The organism is Ligilactobacillus ruminis DSM 20403 = NBRC 102161 (genome assembly GCF_900113455.1).
Classification (GTDB): domain Bacteria; phylum Bacillota; class Bacilli; order Lactobacillales; family Lactobacillaceae; genus Ligilactobacillus; species Ligilactobacillus ruminis.
This window is the reverse complement of record NZ_FOPI01000028.1, coordinates 1-11,440: the sequence shown is the minus strand read 5'-3', so window position 1 is coordinate 11,440 and position 11,440 is coordinate 1. Positions and strand designations below refer to the sequence as shown.

At 44.6% G+C, this 11,440-nt stretch carries 11 protein-coding genes; 10 read left to right on the top strand and 1 reads right to left on the bottom strand.

All coding sequences use genetic code 11. The features are described 5' to 3' along the window. Nucleotides 1–3 precede the first annotated feature (3 nt). From BMZ95_RS08290 to BMZ95_RS08270, 5 genes are all read left to right on the top strand, one after another. A complete protein-coding gene (locus BMZ95_RS08290; RefSeq protein ID WP_046922875.1) occupies nt 4–702 on the top strand; it encodes a glycerophosphodiester phosphodiesterase family protein in 699 nt (232 codons plus the stop codon). Between the two features lie 1,305 nt (nt 703–2,007). Further along, nucleotides 2,008–2,772: a tyrosine-protein phosphatase gene (locus BMZ95_RS08285; protein ID WP_046922876.1), complete on the top strand. Its 765-nt coding sequence runs from the start codon at nt 2,008–2,010 to the stop codon at nt 2,770–2,772. A gap of 263 nt (nt 2,773–3,035) precedes the next feature. After that, entirely contained in the window at nt 3,036–3,536 is a 501-nt protein-coding gene (locus tag BMZ95_RS08280; RefSeq protein ID WP_046922877.1) for a hypothetical protein, read from the top strand. Continuing rightward, on the top strand, nt 3,511–4,170 hold the full coding sequence (locus tag BMZ95_RS08275; protein ID WP_046922878.1) for a hypothetical protein: 660 nt from the start codon (nt 3,511–3,513) through the stop codon (nt 4,168–4,170). The genes BMZ95_RS08280 and BMZ95_RS08275 overlap by 26 nt, the downstream gene beginning before the upstream one ends. A 67-nt stretch (nt 4,171–4,237) precedes the next feature. Continuing rightward, a complete protein-coding gene (locus BMZ95_RS08270; RefSeq protein ID WP_046922879.1) occupies nt 4,238–5,005 on the top strand; it encodes a DUF6574 domain-containing protein in 768 nt (255 codons plus the stop codon). Between the two features lie 63 nt (nt 5,006–5,068). On the opposite strand, the gene BMZ95_RS08265 is transcribed toward BMZ95_RS08270, so the two are convergent. Further along, nucleotides 5,069–5,848, bottom strand: a complete 780-nt coding sequence (locus tag BMZ95_RS08265) for a carbon-nitrogen family hydrolase (RefSeq protein WP_046922880.1) — start codon at nt 5,846–5,848, stop codon at nt 5,069–5,071. A gap of 473 nt (nt 5,849–6,321) precedes the next feature. Between BMZ95_RS08265 and BMZ95_RS08260 the strand changes: the two genes are divergently transcribed. The 5 genes from BMZ95_RS08260 to BMZ95_RS08240 all read left to right on the top strand — a co-directional run bounded on the left by BMZ95_RS08260 (nt 6,322) and on the right by BMZ95_RS08240 (nt 10,910). Continuing rightward, on the top strand, nt 6,322–7,509 hold the full coding sequence (locus BMZ95_RS08260) for an ABC transporter substrate-binding protein (protein ID WP_014074070.1): 1,188 nt from the start codon (nt 6,322–6,324) through the stop codon (nt 7,507–7,509). A 71-nt stretch (nt 7,510–7,580) separates the two neighbouring features. Then, nucleotides 7,581–8,459, top strand: coding sequence for a branched-chain amino acid ABC transporter permease (locus tag BMZ95_RS08255; RefSeq protein ID WP_014074069.1), 879 nt, complete (start codon nt 7,581–7,583; stop codon nt 8,457–8,459). 9 nt (nt 8,460–8,468) lie between these two features. Then, nucleotides 8,469–9,434: a branched-chain amino acid ABC transporter permease gene (locus BMZ95_RS08250; RefSeq protein ID WP_046922881.1), complete on the top strand. Its 966-nt coding sequence runs from the start codon at nt 8,469–8,471 to the stop codon at nt 9,432–9,434. Continuing rightward, on the top strand, nt 9,431–10,213 hold the full coding sequence (locus BMZ95_RS08245; RefSeq protein ID WP_046922882.1) for an ABC transporter ATP-binding protein: 783 nt from the start codon (nt 9,431–9,433) through the stop codon (nt 10,211–10,213). Before BMZ95_RS08250 ends, BMZ95_RS08245 begins: the two co-directional genes overlap by 4 nt. After that, entirely contained in the window at nt 10,206–10,910 is a 705-nt protein-coding gene (locus tag BMZ95_RS08240) for an ABC transporter ATP-binding protein (protein ID WP_174519779.1), read from the top strand. The genes BMZ95_RS08245 and BMZ95_RS08240 overlap by 8 nt, the downstream gene beginning before the upstream one ends. The last annotated feature ends 530 nt before the right edge of the window (nt 10,911–11,440 follow it).

The following is an 11,440-nucleotide window of genomic DNA, read 5'->3' as shown; positions in this document are numbered from 1 at the left end:
TTTATGAAAATTGAAACGAAAATTTTTGGACACCGCGGCTATCCCGCAAAATTTGCGGAAAACTCGCTTGAAGGTTTTGAATACGCCTTGGAAAACGGTGCTGACGGAATCGAATTTGACGTTCACTTGACAAGGGATCAGGTTCCGGTCGTGATGCACGATGAAAAAATCAACCGCACCACCGACGGCAAGGGAAACATCAAGGATTACACGCATGAGGAGCTGCAGCAGTTTCATCTGGAAAACGGCGAAACGATTCCGGATTTAAAGGACGTGTTTGAGTTGATTGAAAAACATGATGCTTTGGCAAACCTTGAATTCAAGACGGACAAATACGAGTACCGGGGGATTGAGGAGATCGTTCTCAACATGGTCCGGGAATACGAGTTCAGACATCCGCTCATCTATTCATCGTTTAATCTGCAGACAATGCTGAGATGCCTTGCGATTGATAAAGATCTTGATTGCAACTGGCTTGTGTACAGGAAAATTGCCGACCCGGAAAAAGTCGTTTCGGACAACGGACTTTCCGGAATCCATCCCAATGAATATCATGATTTTGACGGCGTTCAGCGCATTTGGACGATTGATGATGAAAAAGAAGCAAAAGAATTGATGGAAAAAAATGTTGCCGGCATTTTTACGAATGATTTTGTTAAAATGAATGAGCTAAGAACAAGGTGTGAAGCCGAGCGGTCATGACCCCGTACGCAAGCTTTGGGCGACCGAAGGCGAGCTCGTCTCGTCCAGGGAGTCCTTGCTTGCGATAGGGGGAATGTGAGGCGAAACCCGATTAAGACAAGGTGTGAAGCCGAGCGGTCATGACCCCGTACGCAAGCTTTGGGCGACCGAAGGCGAGCTCGTCTCGTCCAGGTAGTCCTTGCTTGCGATAGGGGGAATGCGAGCTGGAACCCGATTAAGACAAGGTGTGGAAGCGAGCGGTCATGACTCCGTACGCAAGCTTTGGGCGACCGAAGGCGAGCTCGTCTCGTCCAGGTAGTCCTTGCTTGCGATAGGGGGAATGCGAGCTGGAACCCGATTAAGACAAGGTGTGAAGACCAGCCGCTCAACAAGGCGGTAGATAAGGAGGGGCGCGAGTGATCAGCGCAAGCGCAGTCACGACGCGGCACGAAATTATCATGAGCCTTGTTGCTGGTCTGAACCCGATTAAGACAAGGTGTGAAGCCGAACTCTTATGACCCCGTACGCAACTAAATAATGATAAAAATACGTGCCGTGATGGCACGTATTTTTTATTTTTGGGGCAGTCCGCCAAGATTTCACTCAAATTTACGGACAAATAGATGTTTTTTCCTATTTTGTCCGTAATTGGCAGTGATTTTGCCAAATGCAGTGCTGCGCGGCAACTGCTCAGGCACTGCACCTGACTTCGGTTACGGGCAAAACGTTCTTTTTGGAATTTGCTTGTAATCTGAGATCACACTGCTTTGGCGAAGGTACCCGAATAGAACATTTTTCCGATTTTGGAGGATTTTGTTCTACTTTCGAGGCCACGCGAGTCGATTTTGGAGCCGGCGGTAGACAAAAACCAGACATTTCCCCCGGTTTTTGTCTACTTTCGAGGCCACGCGAGTCGATTTTGGAGCCGACGGTAGACAAAAATCAAAGATTTCTCCCAGTTTTTGTCTACTTTCGAGGCCGTGCGACTCGATTTTGGATCAGCCGGTAGACAAAAATCAGACATTTCCCCCAGTTTTTGTCTACTTTCGAGGCCGCGCGACTCGATTTTGGATCAGTCGGTAGACAAAAATCAGACATTCCCCCCGGTTTTTGTCTACTTTCGAGGCCGCGCGGGCCGAATTTGGACCAGCAGGTAGAAAAAATCATACTGTCCCTCGAGATTCAAAGTGGATTACGGTCAAAAAGCCGCTTTTTGAGATCTGCCCGTAAAATCCTGCCGCCGCCAAAATCAGAACATAATTCTTTGCAATGTCGTCAAAACTGGCTTATAATTTCTTAGAATAAGACGAAAGCGAGGAACAAGCGATGCTGACGAATTGTGACAATTTCCGCGACATGGGCGGAATCAAAACGCACGATGGTCATGTCTTAAAGGAGAAGAAAATCATCAGAAGCGGGAAACTCAGCAATCTGAACGATGATGATGTTGTTTTTCTTGAAAAATACGGTTTGAAACATGACGTTGATTTCAGATCCATGTCTGAACGAAAAAATGAGCCCGATCGAATTCCGGCAAGTGTAAGATATCACTTCGCACCGGTTTTTCCCGTTGACGAAACGAGGAGCGGAAACGACAAATGGGAATCAAGGCGCAATTACTACGTTGATGAGCAGGCGGCATTCAAAGATATGCTGGATGCCTACAACGATATTGTTTTGCAGGATTGCGCCAAAAAAGCGTATCGCGAATTTTTCGATGTTTTGCTTGCAAACGACAAAGACGACGAATCGGTTTTGTTTCATTGTTCTGCCGGAAAGGACAGAACAGGGATGGGGGCCTTCTATCTGTTAACGGTGCTTGGCGTTGATGAAACGGTGATTCGAGCTGATTACCTGGCATCCAACAAGTATCTGAGAGGACAGCAGAAAAAAGAAGAGGTCCGTGCCTTGCAAAAAGGCGAAATTTTTGCCAAGAATATTTTTAATTTGGGCTCTGTTTCCGAGCATTATTTGGATTGTGCGCTCGGTACGATGACTCGTGAATACGGAAGCATTGGCGAATATTTGGAAAAAGAGCTGAAGCTTAGCGCAAATGAGCAAGAAGATTTGAGAAAAATTTATTTGAAGTAGGCTTTTGCCCGTTGAATGTGACGTTCAGCGGGTCTTTTTTATTTAAATGCAGAGGATGATTTTTATAAATGCAGAGCTTACTTACGACAGTGAAAACCTGGATGCTTTTCCGAAATAACCGTGTCCGACAGAGAATTCTTAAATCTGAATATTATGGAAAGATTACATTCGACTAATGGAAATTAGGGTGGAAACTTTTGAGTTTAAAATTTCTATCATGTAAATATCTAGCGTAATTACATAAAAATTGGAGGAATTGTTCCATGAGAAAGGGTATGAAACTAAGAAAGCTGTTGCTGATTGCGGTAATGGCTTTGTCAGTTGTCATGATCAGCGCATGTTCACAAAAAAAGAGCGTGTTGGATGACGTCAAAGTCAAGTATGAAGGCTACAGTGGGCACGGCATTGCTGATTTGGACAGCAAAAAACTCAATTCGAACATGGTTGACGTCTTTTCCAAAAAACTCAAGCTTGATGATTATCTGACGGAAAAGCTCAAGTCGAACGAACTTAATGCTGAAGCACTTGAAAGCGAAGCAACGTCTGATGAAAGAGATAAACTTGTCAAAGTTGAGCGTTGGGTCAAAGACACGCGCGTCAGAGTAAACAAAGCACAGAACTTAAAAAACGGCGATAAGTATGTCGTAACGATTAAGACCGGTGATAAGGAAAACCCGATTAAGAGCGAATCTAAGACGTATACCGTAAAAGGTTACCGCCAAAGATATTGCCAAGGATTTGAACGTTCAGGCATACGGATATAACGGCAAAGGTCTGATTGCCATCACAAGCAAGAAGTACAAGGGCGAAGTCATGTTCCACATCAAGAAGAACGGCTCGTTAAGCAACGGCGACAAGGTGACAATCAAGCTTCCTTCCGAATTTACCGATTATGAAAAGTTCGACTTCCGGGGCAAAAAAGAATTCACGTACACGGTTCAAGGGTTAAAGGAACTTGCTGCAACAAAAGATCTTGATGAAATCAAGAAGGTCACTGATTCAATGGTTAACGATGAATACCCGTACGGCGAAATCGAAAAGTACGTCAACACGTTCATCAATATGTATTTCGTGCCGACGTCCGCCTATTCTGATTACAGCGATGAAAAAGATACGTCTGTTGAATTGAACGATAAGTCAGGCCTTGAGGCATCAAGAAAGGACAAGATCACGATTGCGGTTCTTTACACTGTCAAAGATGATTATGATGAAGACGATGAAGCAGACGACAGCAACACCAGGGTGGTTGAAGTTACCGTCGGCAATGTTTCAATTGAAGGAGATCATACGAACATTGACAGCATCGATACGGAAGACGATGGTAAGGTGTCGACGCAAGACAGTTCGCTTGAGGTGCTTCAGCACAACCTTGCCGCAAATGGCATCAAAGTCAAGTAGTGTTGGTTAAAATACAGAGCTTCGGATTGGATATGCATTTTTTATGCATGAGAGGGGGAAATATAAAATGGAAGAAAACAAGCAAACGGAAGAAGCAAAAGAAGTCAAAAATGAGCAGACTGCTGAAACGCCTAAAAAAGACGTGGCATCAAAGGTGACGGAAGCCGTTTCTCAAATCGATACCGATGAACTTAAGAAAAATGCCGCAAGCTATTGGAATTGGCTGGTTACTTCGTGGAAGAACCCGACTGAAGTCAAGCAGACGAACAAGTATGCGGGCTTGATTTCGCTTGCTTTGGAATCATTGTTTTTGATCGTCGGCATCGGCAAGTATGTCAATGCGATTGTTGAGGTTGCTTCAAGCTCGGTTGCAAGTTTCTTTGGTGATTCGTCCTACGAATCCTCAGGCATGGACTTTGGTTTTTATCTGACGGGGTTCATCGTCTTTTTCTGCGCAGCTTTGGCGATGGTCGGTATTGCCTATCTTTTTTGCGGACGAGATGAAAAGACGAATTTTTTGACGTTTTCAAACAAGGTTGCTCATTACAGCAACGTTATTTTGATTGCAGATACGTTGTTTATTCTGTCCGGGTTTGTCGTTGCAAGCTCGTCGTCAGTCATTTTGCTTGCGATGCTTTTGCTTGCGGCTTCATGGCTTGAATGGAACGTTTCGCTCGTTTATGCTGCCCAAAATGAAAACAGGATGAACAAAATTTATTCGGGGACGCTGGTCATGATTGCCAATATTGTCGTGCTCGTGATCACGTTCAGAGTTATCTGCAGCATTTCGGGCGACAAGCTGCAGGAGCTGATTCAAAGCATTTTTAGCAACTGATTTTGAAACGAAAAACAGGACCATTGAAGCAGTTAAGTGCGACAAGGTCCTGTTTTTTAGTATCTAATAAAGGTCCAGGCGCCGATCTTTAAAGACCGGGATGTTTCCTCTCGCCTTGTCGACGAGCGAAAGGTCAAGGATTGCCGAAACGATTTCTTCTTGTCCGCTGCATCCGTTTGCGATTATTTCTCCAAACGGATCGATGATCAGGCTGTGTCCGTTAAAATGGTCGTTTGGAGCATCACCGACTCGATTGGCTGCGACAACAAAGGACTGATTTTCGATTGCGCGCGCACGAAGCAGAATCTCCCATTGCTTGATGCGAACGTCAGGCCACTGAGCGGAAACGAACAGGATTTTTGCACCGGAAGACATCAGTTTGCGCTCCCATTCTGGAAAACGAATGTCGTAGCAGATGACGCAGCTCGATTTTATGCCATCGATTTCAAAACTGCTCTCAGAATTTCCCTGAGCGATAAACCGGTCTTCCTGCATGAGTCCAAAAAGATGAACCTTGTCGTATTCGTTGCTCAGCTGTCCTTTTCTGTCAAAATCATAAGCGGTGTTCCAAAATTTGCCTTGGCGTTTGACGGCACAAGAGCCTCCGACGATATTGACGTCATGTTTTTTGGCAAATGCAGAAAGGAAATTCTTTGTCCGCTCGCCGTTTTCGTCTGCCAGTTCGTCAAGTTTGTCCAACGCATAGCCTGTATTCCACATTTCTGGCAAAACGATGACGTCCGGATGATTGGCCAGGGCTTTTTGCAGAGCATTTGCCGTTCGTTCATAGTTTTTAGAAACATTTCCATAAGCAATATCGATTTGTGCAATGCTTACTTTCACTTCGAGACCTCATTTCATTCTAATTTATGTAATAATCATAGCATATCAACGTTTCAAAGGAACAATCTTTCTTAAAAAAATTTTGAGACAATGGGGACAGAGTGAATAATCTCAAAAAAGCATTGCAAAAAAATTAGAAAAAATGTTGACAATTAATTTTTTTATAAATATAATAGCATTAATCAAACCGACAAAGGGAATAAAGTACAAAGGAGTGGTTGAAATGAATTGTGACATGAATAAAAGACATAAATCGTTTCAGTGCGCTTCGCTATTTGCCCGTCTAATTATTATCAAGGATTCAGGAACGTAAGAATTAAGATTTTTATGTTGCTGAGTCCTTGTTTGAGTGTAGTTGGATGAGGTCTCCCGGGATTAAAAAGCCTTCATCCATTTAGGATGAAGGCTTAATTTTTTTCTTAATCGGCGAGAATCAATATCAGGATCATCAAACGAAGGGATTGGGATTTTTTATGAAAATTAAGAAAATGGCAGGCTTTGCGGCTGCAGCAATGATGTGTTCCGCATTTATGGCAGGATGTACGGTCAAATCAGCAGCTTCCAAAGGAAATCAAGCAGGCGACACGATTAAAATCGGCGTCAACATGGAACTTTCCGGTGCTGCGGCAGGTTATGGCCAACAAGAAAAGAACGGGATTGAATTGGCCGTTCAAGAAATCAATGCAAAAGGCGGCGTAAACGTCAACGGCAAAAAGAAGAAAATCAAAGCAATCTATCGCGATAACAAGAGTTCGACTTCAACCAGCGCTTCCGTTGCGGCTCAATTGACTTCTCAGGACAAGGCTGTCGCATTGATTGGACCGGCAACGACAAATGCCGGTACGGCAACGATTCCAACGGCAAACAAAGCAAACGTGCCATTCCTTTCGGCATCGGCAACGGCACCAGACTTTACGCTTGACAAGAAAGGCAAGGTTCAGCCTTATGTCTTCCGTGCATGCTTTAAAGACGACTACCAAGGGATTACGGCGGCCAAGTTTGCTTACGATACGCTGAAAGCAAAGAAAGTGGCAATTTTGGCAGACAATTCCAGTGATTACGGCACTGGCATCACAAAGGCCTTTAAGAAAGCATTCAAGGGCCAAGTCGTTGCTGCACAGTACTTCCAAGCAGGCGACAAGGACTTCAATTCGATTTTGACGTCCATCAAGAGCAAGAATTTTGATGCGCTTTACATTCCTGCATACTATACGGAATGTGGCACGATCATCAAGCAGGCTCGCGAAGCCGGCATCAAGCAGCCGATTCTGGGGGCTGACGGCATGTCCGACGACAAGATGATCAAGATTGCCGGAAACGCAAATTCATCAGACATTTACTACACGACACCGTTCACGGCTCTTTCGGCCGCAACTAATCCGCTTGTTTCCAAGTTCAACAAGGCATACAATGCAAAATTCGGTGAAGATGCACCGACGTTTGCCGCTTTGGCATATGATTCGGTTTACATGGTCAAGAAAGCCATCGAGACTGAAAAATCAGCTGATTCCGTCAAGATTCGGGAAGGTCTTGCAAAGCTCAAGAACTTCAAGGGCGTTACGGGCAACACGACAATGGATGCCAAGCACAATCCTCAAAAATCGATTACGATTGTTAAGTTGGAAAACGGCAAGTCAGTTAAGGGTTATGTAGTCAAGTAAAAGACGCAGGGCCGCAGGTGAATTTCTTGCGGCCTTTTGTCAATAATTCAGAAATTAGGGAGGAATAGCTGATGTCGACATTTTTGCAACAGCTGATCAACGGCCTTTCTCTCGGAAGCATTTATGCCCTGCTGGCTTTGGGTTATACGATGGTTTACGGGATTATCAAGCTGTTGAATTTTGCTCACGGTGACGTATACATGCTGGGGGCGTTTTTCGGATATTATACGATTAAGTGCTTGCACTTTGGTTTCTTTGGCGCGCTTATCTCATCGATGGTCTTTTGCGCACTGGCCGGTGTTTTGGTTGAAATCATCGCCTATAAGCCACTGTTGAATTCTCCGCGGATTACGATGCTGATTACCGCAATCGGCGTTTCATATTTCCTTGAAAACGGAATGACTTATCTTTTTACTGCGAACACGAGAAACTTTCCGCAGGTAATCAAGCGCGTCTCGTATGATTTGGGACCGGTTCAGGTTTCAAACGTTCAGCTTTTAATTTTTATCACGACGATCATTTTGCTGATTTTGCTTCAGGTGATCGTTCAAAAAACCAAGATGGGTCGTGCCATGAGAGCCATGGCCGTTGATCCTGATGCGGCAGCTTTGATGGGAATCAATGTCAGCGGAACGATTGCATTTACGTTTGCAATCGGTTCAGCGCTTGCGGGCGCTGCCGGTGTTTTGATTGGGATGTACTATAATTCGATTGATCCGATGATGGGACTTACTCCTGGCATCAAAGCCTTCGTTGCGGCTGTTTTGGGCGGCATTGGATCAATTCCCGGCGCCGCAATCGGTGGCATCGTCATTGGTTTCTTGGAAACGATGTTCCAAAGCATCGGTCTTTCAGCATATAAGGATGCGGCCGTATACGCCGTTTTGATCATCATTTTGCTGGTTTTGCCGTCAGGGTTGTTCGGCAAGAGAACGATTGAGAAAGTGTAGGTGATTATCATGAAAGCAAATTTGAAATCAAATCTCAGCTGGCTTTTGCTCATGGTAGTCGGCTTTGTTCTAATCAATTTTTTGGTTGTGATCGGAGTAATCGATTCTTTTACTGAGAATATGCTCGTGACGATCGGAATCAACATCATTTTGGCAGTAGGCTTGAACCTTGTCATCGGTTTTTCAGGTCAATTTTCGCTCGGACACGCTGGATTCATGGCAATCGGCGCATATGCGACAGGAATCATGACGCTTGGAGGTTTTGACAGTTTCGGCGGTTGGATCGTTTCGGTTCTCGTCGGGATGGCGATTGCGGCCGTTGTTGCGATTATCGTCGGAATTCCTTGTTTTAGGCTCAGCGGAGACTACCTTGCGATTGCAACGATGGGTGCGGCTGAAATCGTGCGAATTGTTTTAAATAACATGAAGATTACGAACGGTCCTGCCGGCCTGTTCAATATTCCTCAGTATACGACCTGGCCGCTGGTTTACGTGTTGACTTGTCTGACGACGATCGTAACGGTAAACTTTATTCATAGTCGCGGCGGACGTGCGGTCATGTCTGTTCGTGACAACGAAATTGCCGCAGAAGCAATGGGAATCAACACGACTCGCTGGAAGCTGGCTGCCTTTGTTTTGGGTGCGGTCACGGCCGCCATTGCCGGCTCGCTAAGTGCCAGCTATATTCAGACGATTGCTCCTTCCAATTATGGCATCATGCAGTCCGTTTCGATTTTGATCATCGTTGTTTTAGGCGGAATGGGAAGCATGACCGGGACGTTTGTTGCCGCAGTCGTTTTGGGAATTTTGGACACCGTTTTGCAAAGTTTCGGCGTATTGCGCATGGTGATTTATGCCATTGTTTTGATTTTGATGATGGTCTTCAAGCCAAGCGGCCTGATGGGAACGAACGAATTATCGTTTGCCAGAATCTTCAATTATAAAAAAGCTGACAAAGGGGAGGCGAAGGCATGACGACACCTATTTTGGAAGCAAAGGAACTTACGCAAAAATTTGGTGGCCTGACAGCCGTTGACAACGTCAGTCTTCATGTCGGCGTTGACGAATTGGTTGCTTTGATTGGGCCGAACGGTGCCGGCAAGACGACGCTTTTCAACATGCTGACGGGTGTGAATGCGCCGACTGAAGGAGACGTTTATCTTGCCGGAGAAAAAATTACCGGCAAAAAGGCTTATGCCGTGGCTCAAATGGGAATTTCCAGAACGTTTCAAAATATTCGTCTGTTTTCTGACATGACGGTTTTGGAAAACGTATTGACTGCTTTGACGAATCACTATAAGGAAAGTTTTGTTTCGTCCGTTCTTCGTTTGCCGAGCTATTATAAAACAGAAGATGCAATGAAAGAAGAAGCAATGAAATTATTGAACGATTTTGGGTTGGCTTCTGTGGCCGAAAATCGTGCCGGCAATCTGCCTTACGGTGCTCAGCGTAGGGTTGAAATCGTTCGGGCGCTTGCAACGCGTCCGAAAGTTATCTTCTTGGATGAGCCTGCTGCCGGAATGAATCCGGAAGAAACGGCGGATCTGACTCGTTTGATCAAAAAGATCCAATCAGAATATCATACCGCGGTTTTGCTGATTGAACACGACATGTCGCTTGTCATGAATATCGCAGAGCGAATCTACGTGCTTGATCATGGTCATCTTTTGGCAGAAGGAACGCCAAAGGAAATTCAGGATAATCCTGAAGTTATCAAAGCTTACTTGGGAGGTGACGCTGATGCCGATGCTTGAAGTTAAAAATCTGTCAGTGAATTATGGAGCGATTCAAGCTGTCAGAAACGTCAGCTTTCAAATCAACAAAGGCGAAATAGTGACCTTGATCGGTGCAAACGGTGCCGGAAAATCAACGATTGTCAAAACGATTTCCGGAATTTTAAAGCCTAAGAGCGGTGAACTCGTTTATGAAGGCACTCATCTTGAAAAATTAAAGCCGAATAAAGTCGTGGCGAAGGGCATTTCTCAAGTTCCGGAAGGACGACACGTGTTTGAGGAAATGACCGTTCGCGAAAATCTTTTGATGGGGGCTTACCTGCGCAAGGACAGAGACGGCATCCAAGAAGATTTTGAAAAGATGTATCAGCGCTTTCCCGTCCTAAAGGAACGTGAAAAACAGGACGCTGCTACGCTTTCCGGGGGCGAACAGCAGATGCTCGTAATGGCCAGGGCTTTGATGGCACGTCCCAAGCTGATTTTGTTGGACGAACCTTCAATGGGACTTTCTCCGATTTACATTCAGGAAGTCTTTAAAATCATCGAAACGATTCGTGATCAGGGGACAACTGTTCTTTTGATCGAACAAAATGCCAAACAGGCATTGTCAATTGCCGATCGTGGGTATGTTTTGGCTTCCGGCGAGGTCAAGATGACCGGAACTGGTAAAGATCTGCTTGACGATCCAAGCGTTCAAAAAGCATATTTGGGCGGCTGATTGCAGATTGGTGAAATTGGCAAAAAACTGTGCTTAAAATTTAAAAAACGGATGAGGTTTGGAAAAATATGCCTCAATTGAAAAACCGGATGATTTGCAATCAATTGCAAATCTAATCCGGTTTTTTCGTATATATGACGATCGCCTTCCATGAAAATAGTTTGGAAGTAAATTTGACTGAGAGTGTGGCGCGCTGATTTAGCGAGCACTGCATTTGTTAAAATCACTGCCGTTTACGGACAAATCAGCAAAAAATGGCATTTTGTCCGTAAAATTGAGTGAGATCTTGGTTGAGCAGCACTATTTTTTAAAAGATGTTTTTTTACGTGCAAAAAGGGATGTTGTCTTGGTTATGCCCGTATAATGGTGTAAATTGATAAAAAAAAGAGAGCCAAGTGCTCGTCTCCTAGGTATAATTTAAATTAACCAAAAAAAACTAAAAATACTAGGAGGATGAACAATGGCTCAATTAAATATTACCTTAAATCAAGAGGAAATTCTACAACTTCTTTCAAAGGATCACGATCAGG

Bases quoted from the DNA above. Each gene is read 5' to 3' on its own strand.
- BMZ95_RS08260 (WP_014074070.1), top strand. From the start codon at position 6,322: ATGAAAATTAAGAAAATGGCAGGCTTTGCGGCTGCAGCAATGATGTGT.
- BMZ95_RS08270 (WP_046922879.1), top strand. From the start codon at position 4,238: ATGGAAGAAAACAAGCAAACGGAAGAAGCAAAAGAAGTCAAAAATGAG.
- BMZ95_RS08285 (WP_046922876.1), top strand. From the start codon at position 2,008: ATGCTGACGAATTGTGACAATTTCCGCGACATGGGCGGAATCAAAACG.
- BMZ95_RS08245 (WP_046922882.1), top strand. From the start codon at position 9,431: ATGACGACACCTATTTTGGAAGCAAAGGAACTTACGCAAAAATTTGGT.
- BMZ95_RS08255 (WP_014074069.1), top strand. From the start codon at position 7,581: ATGTCGACATTTTTGCAACAGCTGATCAACGGCCTTTCTCTCGGAAGC.
- BMZ95_RS08240 (WP_174519779.1), top strand. From the start codon at position 10,206: ATGCTTGAAGTTAAAAATCTGTCAGTGAATTATGGAGCGATTCAAGCT.
- BMZ95_RS08290 (WP_046922875.1), top strand. From the start codon at position 4: ATGAAAATTGAAACGAAAATTTTTGGACACCGCGGCTATCCCGCAAAA.
- BMZ95_RS08280 (WP_046922877.1), top strand. From the start codon at position 3,036: ATGAGAAAGGGTATGAAACTAAGAAAGCTGTTGCTGATTGCGGTAATG.
- BMZ95_RS08250 (WP_046922881.1), top strand. From the start codon at position 8,469: ATGAAAGCAAATTTGAAATCAAATCTCAGCTGGCTTTTGCTCATGGTA.